At 72.9% G+C, this 16,085-nt stretch carries 13 protein-coding genes; 5 read left to right on the forward strand and 8 right to left on the reverse strand.

What is annotated here, in order from left to right:
• Positions 1-68: 68 nt before the first annotated feature.
• Positions 69-2,897 carry a M4 family metallopeptidase gene (locus ACIO3O_RS11515; RefSeq protein ID WP_401744638.1) on the reverse strand — a complete coding sequence of 943 codons (2,829 nt, stop codon included), beginning with the start codon at positions 2,895-2,897 and terminating at the stop codon, positions 69-71.
• Between the two features lie 169 nt (positions 2,898-3,066).
• Here ACIO3O_RS11515 and ACIO3O_RS11520 point away from each other — a divergent pair, with 169 nt between their 5' ends.
• A complete protein-coding gene (locus tag ACIO3O_RS11520; protein WP_401744639.1) occupies positions 3,067-4,071 on the forward strand; it encodes a helix-turn-helix domain-containing protein in 1,005 nt (334 codons plus the stop codon).
• 12 nt (positions 4,072-4,083) lie between these two features.
• On the opposite strand, the gene ACIO3O_RS11525 is transcribed toward ACIO3O_RS11520, so the two are convergent.
• The 5 genes from ACIO3O_RS11525 to lon form a co-directional block, all read right to left on the reverse strand.
• Positions 4,084-5,025: a hypothetical protein gene (locus ACIO3O_RS11525; protein ID WP_401744641.1), complete on the reverse strand. Its 942-nt coding sequence runs from the start codon at positions 5,023-5,025 to the stop codon at positions 4,084-4,086.
• A gap of 90 nt (positions 5,026-5,115) precedes the next feature.
• Positions 5,116-5,514 carry a peptidase inhibitor family I36 protein gene (locus ACIO3O_RS11530; RefSeq protein WP_401744642.1) on the reverse strand — a complete coding sequence of 133 codons (399 nt, stop codon included), beginning with the start codon at positions 5,512-5,514 and terminating at the stop codon, positions 5,116-5,118.
• 121 nt (positions 5,515-5,635) lie between these two features.
• Positions 5,636-6,535: a helix-turn-helix domain-containing protein gene (locus ACIO3O_RS11535; RefSeq protein WP_401744644.1), complete on the reverse strand. Its 900-nt coding sequence runs from the start codon at positions 6,533-6,535 to the stop codon at positions 5,636-5,638.
• Between the two features lie 424 nt (positions 6,536-6,959).
• The gene (locus ACIO3O_RS11540) at positions 6,960-7,847 is read right to left on the reverse strand and encodes a TIGR03619 family F420-dependent LLM class oxidoreductase (RefSeq protein WP_401744645.1); all 888 of its coding nucleotides are present in this window, start codon (positions 7,845-7,847) and stop codon (positions 6,960-6,962) included.
• 88 nt (positions 7,848-7,935) lie between these two features.
• Positions 7,936-10,338: an endopeptidase La gene (gene lon, locus ACIO3O_RS11545; protein WP_401744647.1), complete on the reverse strand. Its 2,403-nt coding sequence runs from the start codon at positions 10,336-10,338 to the stop codon at positions 7,936-7,938.
• 166 nt (positions 10,339-10,504) lie between these two features.
• Between lon and ACIO3O_RS11550 the strand changes: the two genes are divergently transcribed.
• Both ACIO3O_RS11550 and ACIO3O_RS11555 read left to right on the forward strand, forming a co-directional pair.
• Positions 10,505-11,155: a GNAT family N-acetyltransferase gene (locus tag ACIO3O_RS11550; RefSeq protein ID WP_401744649.1), complete on the forward strand. Its 651-nt coding sequence runs from the start codon at positions 10,505-10,507 to the stop codon at positions 11,153-11,155.
• Between the two features lie 153 nt (positions 11,156-11,308).
• The gene (locus tag ACIO3O_RS11555) at positions 11,309-11,920 is read left to right on the forward strand and encodes a hypothetical protein (protein ID WP_401744650.1); all 612 of its coding nucleotides are present in this window, start codon (positions 11,309-11,311) and stop codon (positions 11,918-11,920) included.
• 7 nt (positions 11,921-11,927) lie between these two features.
• Here ACIO3O_RS11555 and ACIO3O_RS11560 read toward each other — a convergent pair whose 3' ends face one another.
• Positions 11,928-13,040, reverse strand: coding sequence for a serine hydrolase domain-containing protein (locus tag ACIO3O_RS11560; RefSeq protein WP_401744652.1), 1,113 nt, complete (start codon positions 13,038-13,040; stop codon positions 11,928-11,930).
• 82 nt (positions 13,041-13,122) lie between these two features.
• A complete protein-coding gene (locus ACIO3O_RS11565; RefSeq protein ID WP_401744654.1) occupies positions 13,123-14,181 on the reverse strand; it encodes a rhomboid-like protein in 1,059 nt (352 codons plus the stop codon).
• A gap of 294 nt (positions 14,182-14,475) precedes the next feature.
• Between ACIO3O_RS11565 and ACIO3O_RS11570 the strand changes: the two genes are divergently transcribed.
• Positions 14,476-15,084: an RNA polymerase sigma factor gene (locus ACIO3O_RS11570; RefSeq protein WP_401744655.1), complete on the forward strand. Its 609-nt coding sequence runs from the start codon at positions 14,476-14,478 to the stop codon at positions 15,082-15,084.
• Complete coding sequence (locus tag ACIO3O_RS11575; protein ID WP_401744657.1) at positions 15,081-16,055, forward strand: zf-HC2 domain-containing protein; 975 nt, start codon at positions 15,081-15,083, stop codon at positions 16,053-16,055. Before ACIO3O_RS11570 ends, ACIO3O_RS11575 begins: the two co-directional genes overlap by 4 nt.
• Positions 16,056-16,085 lie beyond the last annotated feature (30 nt).

Below are 16,085 nucleotides of genomic sequence, written 5' to 3' on the forward strand. Positions count from 1 at the left end.
AGCACGCGAAGGACCCCCGGCGCACGGGCGCCGGGGGTCCGGTTCACAGGGTCATGCGGCCAACGGGATCAGCAACGGCCCGCCGCGCGGTCCCGGACCACCAGGTCCTGGTTGCTGGTGGTGCCGTCGATCCACACCACACGCTTGCCGGTGTCGGCCGAGGCCCCGGCCTGGTCGCCGCGGTTGCAGGAGACCCGCTCACCCGCACGGATGCCCGCCGCGTCGAACTGCCACAGCTTCGGCAGCGTCTCGTTGCGCCACTGCGTGTCCGGCAGCGCCGCGGTGACCGTCACGGCCTCCTCGGAGGCGGTCAGGTCGGTGGCGAAGAGCGCCTTGGCGCCGGCCTCGGGGCTGAGGTCGATGACCTTGGTGCCGTCGAGGTTGGCCCGGCGGACGGCCATCTGACCGTCGTCCGCGGCGTTCTCGTCCACCAGCCAGGAGACGTGGGTCTTGGACAGACCGGTCTGGCCGAGGCTCTCCACCGTCGCGGTCTGCGGCAGGATGCTGGTCTTCTTGGTCGTGGTGTCCAGCAGCTCGACGTCCAGCTTGTACTCGCCGTTGACCGGCCACAGCTTGGCGTACGCGACCTTGCCGTTCTTCACGGAGGGCAGCGCCGAGCTGAGGTGGTAGCGGCCGCCGTCGACGTACGCCTGCTCGTTGGTCTTCAGGTTCTTGTACGCGGCGTGCCGTCCGCCGAAGGGGTCGTTCTCCTCCCAGACCACCAGGTCGCCGTCGATGCGCAGACCCGACAGGCCGGTGTAGGAGGACCACACCTTCTTGATCGGGCCGCCCGCGACCGGGCGGACCAGGACGTCGATGCTGGTGGTGCCGAAGGCCGCCCAGACGACGTTCTTGCCGTCGGTCGCCGGGTAGACGTGGTAGCGGCCATCGTTGGGGCTGACCAGCTTGGGCGCGCCCTTGCCGTCGGTGCGGCCGGTGTAGACCGAGTACGGCTCGGAGCCGTCGTCGTTGGACTTGGAGACGGCGTACTGGCCGCCGCCCGCGCCCGCCCCGGTGCCCGCGGTGTTGAGCTTGCCGAGCAGGGTGTCGGAGTCCATGCCCAGCGCGTCCTCCCAGCCCGGGACGATGCCGTGGGCGTTGAAGGAGCGCGTGATGACCTTCTGGTCCTTCGCCGAGACCTTGAGGTCCTTCGCGGCGGCGATGACCGCGTTGCGGCCCTCGGTGAAGCCGTCGAGCGGGGTCAGGTACTCGGAGAGCGCCTTGTAGACGATGCGGTCGGCGAGGTCCTTGTCGATGTCCTGGCGGATGTCCCACAGGGCGCCGGAGAAGATCGTCGAGTTGAGGTGCACACCGCCGTTGTCGACGTCGTAGGAGACGCCGAGGAAGTCCTTGGAGGTGGTGCGGCCGTCGTTGAGGTCGCGCAGCGCGCACTCGCCCTTGGGCAGGGTGCGGCACAGGTCCTCGCCGAGGAGGCCGGAGTCCGGGTCGTCCATGGCGGTGCCGGAGGAGTTGGTGTCGATGGCGTTGCCGAAGTAGTCGGCGATGCCCTCGTTCAGGGCGCCGGACTGGCCCGCGTACACCAGGTTGGCGGTGTTCTCCACAACGCCGTGCGTCATCTCGTGGCCGACCACGTCGACGTCGGAGGCCAGCGGCTTGTACTCGTCGTCGCCGACGCCGTACACCATCTTCGAGCCGTCCCAGAAGGCGTTGACCCACGGCTGCCCGCCGTTGGTGACGCCCACCAGGGAGTTGATGGTCATGCCGCGGCCGTCGAGGCTGTCGCGGTTGTGCTTGGTCTTGTAGTAGTCGTAGACCTGGGTGCCGGCCCACTGGGCGTCGATGGCGCCCGCGTCGGTCGCGTCCTTGCCGAAGTCCTGGACGGGCGAGCCGAACTCCTTGATGCCCGAAGGCCACTTGCCGGCCGCGTCGTCGGCCTCGACGCCGCGTGCGTCCCAGGTGGTGATGGGGTTCTTGCTGGTGTTCTGCATACGGACGTAGTCGCTGAGCGTGTACTCCTTGCGCGACGCGTCGTAGTACAGGTTCAGGTCGACCTTGGTGCCGTCGGTCTTGACGCCGGTGCCGGTGGCGTCGCCGGGGCCCAGCGCCTTCGCGCCGGACTTCGCGGCGCTCTTGGGGGCGGTGCCCTTGGCCTGCTTCGGGACGCCGAAGGTCTTGATCGAGCTGTACTGGAGGACCGGGAAACCGGCCTTCGCGTCGATGTAGACCTGGCGGAGCACGGCCTCGCCGGTCACCGGGTCGTTGCCCTTGACGGTGACCTGGCGGGTCAGGACACCCTTGCCCTGCGGGAGGACGACGAGCTTGCCCGCGGTGCCGGTGAGGGCGGTCGCGGCCTTCGACTTCTGGCCCTGGGCCTTGCGGACGTCCTTGAGGCTGAGGTTCTTGCCGCTCAGCTCGCGGGTCACGGCCGCGACGGCGCGCTCGACGGCGGTCTTCTCCGAGACGGTGGCGGTGGTGCCGGTCGCCAGCTCGGTGAAGTACTTGCCGGAGGTGCCGACGACGCTGCGCTTGCCGCCCTTGTTCTCCATCCGGACGACGTACTGGCCGCCGAGGACGTCGAGGCCCTTGTACTTCTGCTGCAGGCGTACGGTCTCGGTGCCGCCCTTGGCCACCGCGGCAACGGCCTTCAGGTCGCCCTTCGGGTTGCCGATCCGGTACCGGCTCTTCTTCTCGGTCAGGTGGCCGACGGCGGCGTCGGCGGCGCTGCCGGTCGCCTTCGCGGGCTCGTTGATGCCGTCGACGAGGGCCGGGGTCGCGGTGTCCGTCCCCGGGATCACCTCGGCGGCCGGTCCGGCCGGGGCCGCGGGGGCGGCCTGCGCGGCGGGAACGACTCCGGCGAGCAGGGCGGCCGCGGCGAACGTCGCGGCAACTCCCTTGGATATACCGGCACTTGTGATGCCGGGTCTTGCTGCACGCACTCGGGTCTTGTGCTGCACGCTTCCCCTCCCACGGGACGAACGGACTTCGGGCGGTCGTCGGGCATCGCCATGCAAGTCGCTGTGTGTTCAAGTCGGCAATGTTTCCCGTGTGTTCAGATGTGGACACGCACACTTGTGTGCATGGTGTGTCCACGAAAGAATTCGGCCCATGATCGAGGGGGAAGAACTGCACAGCCTCGGCCTGGGGGAGGTCGAGGGACGCGTCTATGAGGCCCTTTTGAAGGAACGGGCCTCCTGCACAACGGAGTTGGCGTCACTGCTGGACCTGCCGGACTTTCGGATCGACGAGGCCCTGACCAGCCTCGAAGACTCCGGGTTCACGGTCCGCGGGACCGACGGGGCACCCCGCCCCGCCGCACCGGCCGCCGCCATCCGCACACTCATCCACCGCCGTCAAGCCGAACTCCATATCCGGTCAGCCGAGTTGGAGCAGCTGATGATGTCCGCGGACCGGATCGCGGGGCGGCTCACCGCCGGATCGCAGAGCGCGTCCGAGGGAGGCATCGAGGTCGTCACCGGGCAGCGGCAGATCGGGGAGCGCGCGGAGTCGCTGCTGGCCTCCGCCGAGCAGGAGGTGGTGATCCTGGACCGGCCGCCGTACGTGAAGGCCGACGCGGCCCATCCGGACCGGCCTCCGGCACTGGACATCGAGGCGCTGCTGGACCGGGGCATCACGGTACGCGCCGTGATCGACCGGGAGGGGCTCGGCTTCCCGGGCCGGATGCGCTCCCTGACGGCGCTGGCCGCGCGGGGCCTGCGGGCCCGGGTGACGTCCGGTGTTCCGACCAAGCTGATCGGCATCGACCGCCGCATCACGCTGCTGCCGCCCACGGAGTCGGGGGACCCGCGCGCCTCGGCCCTCGTCGTCGGGGACGCGCTGCTGCGCAACGCACTGCTCCCGCTGTTCGAGACGGTGTGGGAACGCTCGATACCGCTCAGCGGTACGGAGCCGGGGTCGGACCCCGTGACCGGCCAACAGCGGGAGCTGCTGGGCCTGTTGGCGGCGGGCCTGAAGGACGAGGCGATAGCGCGCCGCCTCGGTGTCCATGTCCACACGGCCCGGCGCCGCATCTCCCGCCTCCTGGAGGCCCTGCACGCGGAGACGCGCTTCCAGGCGGGGGCCCAGGCCGCCACCCGGGGGTGGCTGGCCTGACCCCCGGTGCCCTCATTCCGCCTCGGCCAGCGCCTGCTCGCGCAGTGTCCGGTACGTCTGCACCGCCTGCCCCCGCTCGCGCGCCACCTCGTCGCGGTGCGCCGCGTCCCGGGTCCGGAGGGTCCTGGCGCGGCCGGTGTTCCGGTCGCACGTGGCATCGGCCACCGCGACCCGGACCTCCCGGCGCCGGAGCTCCCGCGCACCGTCCGGGTGACGGCCGCCGCGTTCCGCGAGCTCCCCGTAGGCGCGTACGAAGGCGGCCTTCGCCGCCTCCGGGTCCGGGTAGGTGTGGCCGGCTTCCTTCATGCAGGCACGCCAGGGGCGCAGCGTTCGCTCCACCTGCGGGTCGGCGAAGTTCCTGCGGCTGATTTCTCCTTCCAGGTTCATCACGCTCATCTGTGCCCCGAGCCATACCTTCAGGTCCCCGTAGAGCCGGTTCTCGGCCCGTGCGATGCAGCCGTCCGTGTTCATGAACGCGGTGCCGTCGGGGAGTTTCACCTCGATCCGGTGCCCGGGCGTGCCGAAGAGCGCCTGTCCGTACCGCTCGCGCTGCGCCTTGGCCATCGCCCGCAGGCGGTCTCCGTTGGGGTCGGCGGGCGGCCGTTCCGTGGCCGCGGCGGCCGCCCCGTACCCGGCACGGCGGCGCAGGTCCACGTCGTCCGCCCGGCGCGGGTCCGTCTCGGGCCGCGGTACGTCGGCGCGCCACGTCAAGGGCCGGTACGGCCAGCCGCGTTCCCGCATGCACGCGGCGGTGAGCCGTTGCTCGGCGTCGAAGAGCGTCCGCCGTTCGGCGGCGCTGCCCCGGGCCTGTGCGAGTTCGGCGCCCGTGACGGCGCGGGCCGGGGACCTGGCCGGCGGGTTGTTCGCGGGTGCCGCGCACGCGCTCACGAGGACGAGGAGGAGTGCGGCGCGGGCGAGTCCCCGTGCGGGGCGCGACGCAGGGGCGAGGTGCATGACGGGGCCTCCTGGGGACGCGGGACGTGGCCCCGGGCGGGGCGGGCCCGCCCGGGGCCGGAGCCACTGGGGTCGATCACGCGTACGAGGTCAGCAGCTCCACGTCCACTGGTTGCCCTCGCCGTCGTCGTTGGGCCGGTGCTGCGTCCAGCCCCTGCCCTGGGGCAGGCAGCCGAGCGGACGGCTGTACCCCTCGTCGCCGTAGAGGATCACGCCCATGCCCGAGGTGCCGCCGTTCCAGGAGGAGGAGTCGTCGTTGAAGATGGCCCACCGCGCCCAGCTGGGGTTGTTTCCGCCGAAGAGGTACTCGTTGCCGCCGTAGCCGGCGTTCCAGTAGACGCAGTAGTAACCGGTGTTGCAGGTGTTCGCCGCGGTCTCCTGGGCGGCTCCCCCGGTGGCACCGGCCGCCCCGGCGGTCGGTGCGAAGGCGAAGCCGCTTGCCAGCGCGGCTGCCCCGGCCAGAAGCCCGATGCGTGTGCGAGCAGACATGATGTGCCCTCTCCCCTGTTGGGTGGTGCCCCGACGAAGTGCCGGGGCGCGAGGAACGGTGCCACCCCACCGCCGCGGGTGTCTTGGACGAATACGCACTCACGTGTGAACGCACGCACACTCACGCGGGGAGCAGCACGCTGGTGACGTGTCCGTCCAGGCGGTCGCCCGCCCCGGCTCCCGGGGGCGCGGCCCTGCGGGCGGCCAGCAGGCGCGTCGGGGGCCGGCCGGTCATGGCCGTCACTTCACGGGTGAGATGCGCCTGGTCGCAGAATCCGGCCCGCCCCGCCGCCTCCACCGGCGCAATCCCCCTCGCCAGCAGCCCCAGCGCCCGTTGCAGCCGCAGGATGCGCGCCGCCGACTTGGGCGGGACGCCGATGTGCTGACGGAAGCGGTTCTCGAACTGCCGCGGCCCCCAGCCGGTGCCGTCGGCCACCTGGCTGATGCGCACCCGCCCGGACGTGCTGACGAGCTGGTCCCAGGCCCACATGATCTGCGGCGGACAGTCCGGTCCCCCCTCCGCCCAGGAGGTGAGTACGGTGTCGAGCCGCTGGAAGCGCTGCGCCCAGCGGGGCAGCCCCGCCAGGGATTCGAGGAGTTCGTCGAAGCGGTGGCCGAGCAGCTCACCGGCGTCGACGATCCGCTCCGAACAGTCCTGCAGGGTGGTTCCGAACAGGGTGAAGGCGGCCCACGGCGCGAGAACGACCTCCATCCCGCACAGCCGGCCCCCGTGCGCGCCCACCGTCGCCGAGGTCCTGAGCCCGGAGACGAGCGAGTGGTGCGCCCGTGCCGCTTCCGGACCCTGCTGCACGCCCGGACTCCGTACCGCGTCGGAGAGCAGCAGTTCGTGCTCGAAGTTGAGTACGAGAGCGACGGTGGCGGTGGGAACCTCCAGCCGACGGCGGGGAGCACCGAGGGCCAGCCGGTATCCGCGGTAGCGGATGACTCCCGGGGAGAGCCGGGGGCACGGTGCCGCCCACGCCCACTCCCAGCCGCCCGAAGGATCTTGGTAGACGTGCATGGCGTCCCCCTGAGGTTTCGGCCTTCCGCAGGGACCCCATCCTGGTGACGCAGCCGGGGGCATGTCCTTCGCGTTCCCGGCCAATCCGGGCGGGCGGCGGCGATGACCGAAAACGGAGTGCGCGCATTCGCCTTCCGCTTCGCCACTGCCGCGCCACGGAGGAGGCTCTCGCCTCCTGCTTCCGGGCCGCCGCACCGGGGCCACCCCCACGCCTGCGCAGGCACGTCGAACCTCTTGGGCTCCTTCGGCCCGCGCGCGGAGGGGGCCGCGCCGGTCTCCCCCGGGCGATGGCGGGGGCCGCCCCCGAAGCGGGGGCGCGGTGCGCGGCCCTGTCCACTTCCCGACCTCGCGCCGGGGGGAGGGCTGGCGTGTTCGCGGCGGGCCGCCCGGAATCCGACGGCCGGCGCCCGGACCCCGAGGCCGCTCAGCCCGCCAGCACCAAGTCCCTTATCGTGGAGCCCAGTTCGAGTGCCTGCGCGGGTTCCGACACCCGCTGCTGGAGTTCCACGAAGGCGCCCTCCGCACCCCATTCGCGTACCGAGCGCAGCGTGGCCGCCACGTCCTGCGCCGACTGCCCCGGCGCCACGTTCACCCGGATCTGCCGGCGCAGTGCGTCCGGGTCTCGGCCCGCGGCCTCGGCTGCCCGGCGGGCGATTCCCCAGAGGACCGCATGCCCCTCGTCCGGCATCGCGGCGCCCGCCCAGCCCGCCGCCCGGCGGCCCACGCGGCGCATCGCGGCGGGGCCGAAGCCGCCCAGGTACACCGGCGGGCCGCCCGGCCGGACCGGGCGCAGGTCCACGTACGAGAGGGGGACCTGCCAGGTCTTGCCCGTGTGGGAGAAGGGGTTGTCGGACCAGATGGCGGCGAGGAGGTCCAGGGTCTCGTCGAGCTGTGCGCCCCGCCGGGAGAAGTCCGCGTTCACGGCCGTGTACTCGTCCCGCATCCAGCCGATCCCGAAGCCCGGGTCCAGGCGGCCGTTGCTGAGGAGGTCGAGCGAGGTGAGGCTGCGGGCGAGGAGGAGCGGCGGGTACCAGGGGGCGTTCAGGGTGCTGGTGCCCAGGCGGACGCGGGTGGTGGCGGACGCCGCGACCGAGAGGGCGACGAACGGGTCCACGAAGTTCTTGAAGCCCTCGGGGTACGGGCTCTCGGCCGTGTACCCGGGATAGATGTCACTCGGGGCGACCGGGGTCAGGGCGCGGTCGCCGACCCAGAGGGAGTCGAAGCCGATCTCCTCCGCGTCGCGGGCGAAGGAGGCGATGAGGTCGGCGCGGGCGTGGGTTCCGTACTGCGGCAGCGTTATTCCGATGTCCATGGCATCCATCTGTATCACCGGGTACGGGAGCGACAGGAGGGGCCGTACGGGATCAACTCCCGTACGGCCCCTCGCACATGAGGTGTCGTTACGCGGCGACCGGTGCCGCCACCTGCGCCGGAGCCAGGGCGATCTCCAGCACCTGGCGGACGTCCGTCACCGGGTGGACCTCCAGCTTCTGAAGGATTTCGGCGGGTACGTCGTCCAGGTCGGGCTCGTTCCGCTTCGGGATGACGACCGTGGTGGCGCCCGCCCGGTGTGCGGCGAGGAGCTTCTGCTTCAGGCCGCCGATGGGCAGGACGCGTCCGGTCAGGGACACCTCGCCGGTCATGGCCACGTCGGTGCGGACCAGGCGGCCGGAGAGCAGGGAGGCGAGGGCGGTGGTCATGGTGATGCCCGCGCTCGGCCCGTCCTTGGGCACCGCGCCCGCCGGGAAGTGGATGTGCACGCCCCGGTCTTTGAGGTCGGCGACGGGGAGTTCCAGTTCCGCGCCGTGCGAGCGGAGGAAGGAGAGGGCGATCTGTGCGGACTCCTTCATCACGTCGCCGAGCTGACCGGTGAGGGTCAGTCCGGAGCCGCCCGTCTCGGCGTCGGCGAGGGAGGCCTCGACGAAGAGGACGTCGCCGCCCGCGCCGGTGACGGCGAGCCCGGTGGCCACGCCGGGGACGGCGGTGCGCCGCTCGGCGGGGTCCTGGGCGGACTCCGGCACGTGGTGCGGTCGGCCGATCAGGTCCCGGAGGTCCCCGTCGGTGATCGCGAACGGCAGCTCGCGGTCGCCCAGTTCGTGCTGGGCGGCCACCTTGCGCAGCAGCCGGGACACCGCGCGCTCCAGGTTCCGTACACCCGCTTCCCGCGTGTACTCGCCCGCCAGCTTGCGCAGCGCCGACTCGTCGAGGGTGACCTCGCCCGGCTCCAGGCCCGCGCGGTCGAGCTGGCGCGGCAGGAGGTGGTCGCGGGCGATGACGACCTTCTCGTCCTCGGTGTAGCCGTCGAGGCGGACCAGTTCCATCCGGTCGAGGAGGGCCTCGGGGATGGCTTCCAGCACGTTGGCGGTGGCGAGGAAGACGACGTCGGAGAGGTCGAGTTCGACCTCCAGGTAGTGGTCGCGGAAGGTGTGGTTCTGGGCGGGGTCGAGGACTTCGAGGAGGGCGGCCGCCGGGTCGCCCCGGAAGTCGGACCCCACCTTGTCGATCTCGTCGAGGAGGACGACGGGGTTCATCGACCCGGCCTCCTTGATGGCCCGCACGATGCGCCCGGGCAGCGCCCCGACGTAGGTGCGCCGGTGCCCTCGGATCTCGGCCTCGTCGCGTACGCCGCCGAGCGCGACCCGTACGAACTTGCGGCCCATGGCGTGCGCCACGCTCTCGCCGAGCGAGGTCTTTCCGACACCGGGCGGGCCCACCAGGGCGAGCACGGCACCCCCGCGACGGCCCCCGACCACACCAAGACCGCGGTCGGCACGCCGCTTGCGCACGGCCAGGTACTCGGTGATGCGCTCCTTCACGTCGTCCAGGCCCGCGTGCTCGGCGTCCAGGATCTCGCGGGCGCCGCGGATGTCGTACTGGTCCTCGGTGTGCTCGTTCCAGGGCAGCTCCAGAACCGTGTCCAGCCAGGTGCGGATCCAGGAGCCCTCCGGGGACTGGTCGCTGGAGCGCTCCAGCTTCTCGACCTCCTTGAGGGCGGCCTCGCGCACCTTCTCCGGCAGGTCGGCGGCCTCGATGCGGGCCCGGTAGTCGTCGGACTCCTCGCCCTCGGCCTCGCCGTTCAGCTCGCGGAGTTCCTTGCGTACGGCGTCGAGCTGCTTGCGGAGCAGGAACTCGCGCTGCTGCTTGTCGACGCCCTCCTGGACGTCCTTGGCGATGGTCTCGGCGACGTCCTGCTCGGCGAGGTGCTCGCTGAGGGCGGCCAGGGCCAGGCGCAGGCGGGCGACCGGGTCGGCGGTCTCCAGCAGCTCGACCTTCTGGGCGGTGGTCAGGAAGGGCGAGTACCCGGAGTTGTCGGCGAGCGCGGAGACGCCCTCGATCTGCTGCACGCGGTCCACGACCTGCCAGGCGCCGCGCTTCTTCAGCCAGGTCGTCGCGAGGGCCTTGTACTCCTTGACCAGCTCGGCGACGGAGCCGGGCAGCGGGTCGGGGTCGGGCTCCTCGATCCGGGCCCCCTCCACCCACAGGGCCGCGCCCGGCCCGGTCGTGCCCGCGCCGATCTTGACGCGGCTGCGGGCCCGGATGAGGGCGCCGGGGTCGCCGTCGGACAGCCGGCCGACCTGCTCGACGGTGCCGAGGACGCCGGTCCCGGCGTACGTCCCGTCGATGCGCGGAACAAGAAGCACCTGCGGTTTGCTGCCGTTGGTACGAACGGCAGCCTGTGCCGCCTCGACCGCCGCGCGCACCTCGGTGTCGGACAGGTCCAGGGGCACCACCATCCCGGGCAGCACGACCTCGTCGTCGAGCGGCAGCACGGGCAGGGTGAGCGGTGTGGACGTCGATGCCATGATCTCCCCTTGGGCAGTGAAGTTGAGCTATGTGGACTCAATGCATATGAGCGCTCCAGTGTTCCCCAACCCGTGTTCGCTCTGAGCGATCAGCCGTCGACGCCCGCCCCTTCGACGCGATGTAATAGACCAACTCAACCAGTGACTATTACACCGGGGGAATCCCATGGCCTTCGCCACCACCGACGACGCCGTCCGCGCCTGGGCCGGGGGCTGGGCGCTCTCGCGCGGCACCGCCGATCCGGTGCCGCAGCCGTGGGGCGTCACGATCGACATCGGCCTGCCGAAGGCCGTCACCCGGCACGTCCTGTTCGACACGTACGCCTCCGACGAGGCGACCGTCCGCAAGGTGCTGCGGGCGGACAGCGCGCCGGGCACCTGGATCAAGTTCGTCCAGCCGCCCCAGGACATCGCGCCGTGGCTGGCGGAGGGCTGGGAGTACGACACCCCGGGCCACCTGATGTCCCTCGCGCTCACCCCGGACCTGACCGCCCCCGAGGTGCCGGCCGGCTACACCCGGCGGAGCTGGACCCGGGCCGGGCTGACCCGGGTCGTGGTGCTGGCGGCCGACGGTGCGCTCGGGGTGCGCGGGCAGGTGGCCGTCACGGGGCGCACGGCGGTGGTGGACCAGGTGGAGACGAACCCCCTCCACCAGCGCCGGGGCCTGGGCACGCTGATGATGCGCACCCTCCAGGCGTACGCGGCCGAGCAGGGGGCCCGGGACTGCGTGCTGGGCGCGACGGACGACGGCCGGGCCCTGTACGCGACGCTGGGCTGGCACCGGCACTCGCCGCTGACGGGGGTGTTCCGCGCCTGAGGGCCGCCTGAGGGCTACCTGGGGGTCACCGGACGGGAGTGTTCCGCACCCAGGGACGACCTGGGGCCCGCAGAAAGGGAACGCGCAGGCGTGGTCCGTACGTCAGAGCCTCAGCCAGCGGCATCAGACGGCACGGCACACGACGGGAGCATCATGCGATCCACTCGATCCGCGCGGTCGACGGCGGCGACGGTCTCGACAGCGGCGATCTCCGCCGCCGCCCTCTGCACCACCCTGCTGCTGGGGGGCTGCGACGACGGCAAGGAGCCCCCCACCGGGAGCCCGAGCACACCCGTGACGGCACCGCCCTCCACGCAGGCACCCGTCACCGCCACCCCTCCCACCATTCCGCCCGCGAACGGCGACCCCACCTCACCCGCGCCCGCGCCTCCGCCCGCCACCGACCCCCAGCCCTCCGCGTCCCTGCCCCCGCAGGGCGAGCGCCTCGTGACCGCCACCGTCAGCGGCGGCATCGACGGGCGGCACCGCAGCGTGCTGGTGAGCAACGACGGCAGTTACACCACCCTCGACCGCAAGAAGCCGCCGAAGACCGGCCGGATGGGCGCCAAGGACCTGGCCGAACTCAAGGACGCCCTGGCCGACTCCGACTTCGCGAAGCTGCCGCGCGTCTCGATGGCCGACCCGCCGATCATGGACGGCATCACCACCGCCGTGATCTACCAGGGCCACGAGGTCGCGACGGACGGCATGAAGAAGCTGCCGAAGCTGGACCGCGTGATCGCGGCCCTGCCCGGCCTCACGTAACGCCGCCTCAGACGTGGTGGCGCACGAGCTCCGTCACCCGCGCGACCGTCGACAGGTCCCCGAGCGCGTTCTTGGTGATCGCCCACGTCGTCCCGCTCGCCGTGTCCGCACCCGCCCAGCTGCCGCCCGCGCCCGCCATCCCGAAGACCTGGAGGTCGGGCTCGGGGCTGTTGTCGGGCAGCCCGAGGGCGTACCCCAGCGCCCACGACGACGCGTTGCCCATCACCTGGTCGGTGCCGCTCGCGGCGGGCGCGGTCGCTTCGCGGGTACGGTCCTGCGACAGCAGCCGTACGCCGTCGACCTCCCCGAGCACGGACGCGTACACGCGCGCCATCGCCCGGGCGGAGGTCTTCGCGCCCGCCGGGACGGCGGCGGCCAGGACGTCGGTCCTGTTGCCGAACGCGGCGCTCGGGAAGAGCTGCTTGGGTGCCGCCTTGAACATCGGCAGGTCGTCCGGCAGCGCGTTCAGGTCGAAGGACGCGGCGCGGGACGGCGACTCCTCCAGCACGGCGAGGCGACCGTGCTCGGACGCGGGCATGGCCAGGTACAGCTCGTCGGCGATGCCGAGCGGGCCGGTGAGCTCGGTGCGCAGCACCTCGGCGAGCTCGCGGCCGGTGGCGCGCCGGACGATCTCGCCGACGAGGAACCCGAAGGTGAAGGCGTGGTACCCGACCGCCGTCCCCGCCTCCCACCAGGGCTCGGCGTCCGCGAGGGCCGCACACATGGCGTCCCAGTCGCACAGCTCGGCGTGGGTGGTGCCCGGCGGGATGCCGGGAACGCCCGCGGAGTGGCTGAGCGCGTGCCGTACGGTCACCCGCTCCTTGCCGTGCGCGGCGAACTCGGGCCACAGCTCGGCGACCGGGGTGTCGTACGAGAACAGCCCCTTCTCGGCACACACGTGCGCGAGGGTCGCCGTGGCGCCCTTGCCGATCGAGAAGTTGTAGAAGGGGGTGTCGCGTTGGACCTCGCGCCCGGTCGCCGGGTCGGCGATCCCGGCGGCGACGTCGGCGACCGGCTCACCGTGCCGGTACACGGCGATCTGAAGACTGCGCTCGGCCCCGCTCTCCACCAGCTCCTCGGCGGTGCGCTGAAGCTGCTTCTGCACGTCGGCGGCGCTCATGACCGTCCCCTCCGTAGTCGTCAGTCGTCACCAAGGGATGACCGTACGGAGGGGACGAAGTCATCGGCCACCCATTTGTGATCTACAGGTACGACGGCGCGGCGCGGGCCGCCTTCCAGCGCCGCACGACCGGCCAGGTGGCCAGCCCCAGGCACAGGGCCAGCGGGTGCCCGAGGGCGGTCAGCGGGTCGGCGTACGCGATCAGGTCCTGGAGGAGTACGAGCGCCACCGCCCCCAGCAGCCCCCACCGCAGCCACGTGATCCGCAGAACGGCCGCGAGCGCGCCCACGCACGCCATCAGCCCGAAGCTGATGCCGAAGTCGAGGCGGTGCAGGGAGGTCTCGGGCAGGTGCCCGGCCCACACCGCGACGCCGACCGGGAGCTCGGTGGCGAGCGAGGCCACCACGTGCCCGAACGCGAAGACGGCGGCGCTCCGCAGCCCGCCGATACGCCGCTCCAGGGCGGTGAGGATCACCAGGAACCCGATGGCGTACGGGGAGGCCAGTCCCCCGGCGACCCACAGGGCGCTGCCGACGAGGGCGAGGACGGGGGTGTGGGTGAGGTGGGCGACGTCGGTGCTGGACGCCCGGAGGAGGGAGTCGACGGTCGCCGGATCGCCGAGCTCCGCGTAGAGGGAGGTGGCGATGAGGACAAGGGCGTACCCGAAGGTGAAGGGGGTGCCGGTGGGGGTGGGCAGGAGGTGCCAGAGGTGCCAGCGGCGGTCGGGGGCGGGGGTCGCGGGGGCTCCGGGGGTCGGGGCCGCACCCGGGGTCGGGGCTGCTCCCGGGGCCGGGGCTGCTCCCGGGGTCGGGGCTGCTCCCGGGGTTGCGGCTGCTCGGGGAGCCTGGCCCGCGCCGACGGCCTGGGCCGCACCGGCGGTGGGGGCCGCACCGGCGGTCGGGGCTGCTCCTGGGACCTGAGCCGATCCAGGGGTCCGGGCCGCTCCCGTGGCCTGCGTCTCGGGCGCGGGCGCCTCGGCCCGCGGCTGCGGTTGCTCCTCGGCCTGGGCCCGCTGCCCCGGCACGGCGGTCAGCGTCGCGGCGCCCCCGTCGGCGGTGCCCACGGGCCCCTGCTCCTGCCCCTGTCCCTGCTGCTTCTGCATCTGCATCTGCTTCTGCGGTGTCGTGCTGGTGCGGTGCACTGCGTGAGGCCCCATTCCCCCGGGCACCGCGCGGTAGGGCGGGCGGCCGGAATCGTCAAGCCACGCCCGTGTCCCTCGGCCGCGTCTTTCGCGTTCGCTTGCTGCGCTGCTTCTGTCCCTCTTCGTCGAGGACAACGCTCACCCTCCGCCCATATCTCCCGCCCCGTCTATGACACACCTCACACCTGTGCGTGTTGAGGCAACCTTCACAGGTTCGGGGCCGTCCCCCGGTCCCCGGTGCACCGTCCGGCGGACACCGTGAACCGATCGAGCGACGTCGAGCGATAGAGGGGCGTGAGACTGTTGCGCCCCTCGGGGGAACCCCGGGCCGCCCAGGCCCCGGACGACGACGCGGCCCTGCTGCGCGCGGTCGCGCGCGGTGACGCCGCCGCGCTCGGCACGCTGCACGACCGGCACGCGGGCTGGCTGCACGCGCGGCTGACCCGGCGCTGCCCCGACCCGGAGACGGTGCGGGACGTCCTCCAGGACACCTTCGTCACCGTCTGGCAGTCCGCCGCCTCGCACCGGGGCGGCGAGGCGGGCGGCTGGCTGTGGGTGATCGCGGCCCGCCGCCTGGTGGACGCGCAGCGGGTACGGGCCCGGGCCGGCCGCCCGGTCCCGGCCGAGCCCGTCTCGCGCCTCCCCGCCCCTTCCGCCGAGGAACACGTCCTGGCGGGGCTGGAGTTCGGCGACGTGGGCGCGGCCCTGGACCGCATCTCCCCGGAGCTGCGCGAGGTCCTGCGGGCCACGGTCGTCGACGGCCTCACCACCCGCGAGGCCTCCCGCCTGCTGGGCATACCGGAGGGCACGGTCAAGACCCGGGCCTCCCGCGCCCGCCGCGAACTGAGAGCCGCCCTGGCCCAACTCACCACCGAATCCGACCCGTTGGGAGGAACAGCATGAGCACCCACGGGAAGAACCCGGCCTGGCACGTCCCCCCGGACCTGGCCGCCCGCTACGCCGCGGGCACGGCCCCGGACCCTGAAGCGTGGTCGCTGGAGAAGCACGTGGAGGCGTGCGGGACATGCGCGGGCCGGGTGTCGGAGGCGGTACGGGCGGGAGCGGCGGGCCCGGAACTGGCCCTGCAACGGGAGGCCCTGCTGAACCTGGTGGGCGGACCGGCAGCCGCCACGCCGCCGGCCCCGAGCCCGGCCCGCCACCGGACCGCGCCCGCACCCGCGCCCGCATCCGCCCTCGCCCCCGCCCCCGTCCCCGCCCCCGCACCCCCACGCGTCCGGCCCACAGCCGCTCCCCTCCGCGTCCGACGCCTCCTGTGGACCTTCGGGCCCGCCCTGCGTGTCGGGTGGGTGCTGGCCGTGTTCGCCGTGGGGGTCGGGGCCGTCGCGCTGGCGTACGGAGGCGGGCAGGACCTCGCGCGGCCGCTGCTGCTCGCCGTCGCACCGCTGGTGCCGTTGGCCGGGGTGGCCCTCTCGTACGGCAGGCACGCCGACCCCGTGCACGAACTGCATGCGTCCACCCCCGGCGGCGGGCTGCGCCTGCTGCTGCTCCGGACGGCCTGCACGCTCGGGGTGAGCGTGCCGCTGCTGACCGCCACCGGCGCCGCACTGCCGGCCGTGCCCGGTGTGCCCGGAGCGGCCGCCTGGCTGCTGCCGGGGCTCGCGCTCACCCTGCTCACCCTCGCGCTGGGCAGCTGGGTGGGGTTCCGGGCCGCCTCCGCGATCGTCGGCGGCGGCTGGGTGCTCGCGGTGACCGCGCCCTCGCTGGGCAGCGCCGCCCTGCACCAGCCGCCCGACTACGCCACCCCCTACCTCGACGGGCTTGCCCGCCAGGCCGGTTGGGCCCTGGCGGCCCTGCTGTGCGCGGGACTCGTCGCCGTACGGCGGACCGTCTTCGACCGAATGGAACGCATGTGAGCCGCCACCACGACACCCCCCTCGGCCGAA

It is taken from the genome of Streptomyces sp. NPDC087440, from assembly GCF_044744005.1.
Lineage (GTDB): Bacteria > Actinomycetota > Actinomycetes > Streptomycetales > Streptomycetaceae > Streptomyces.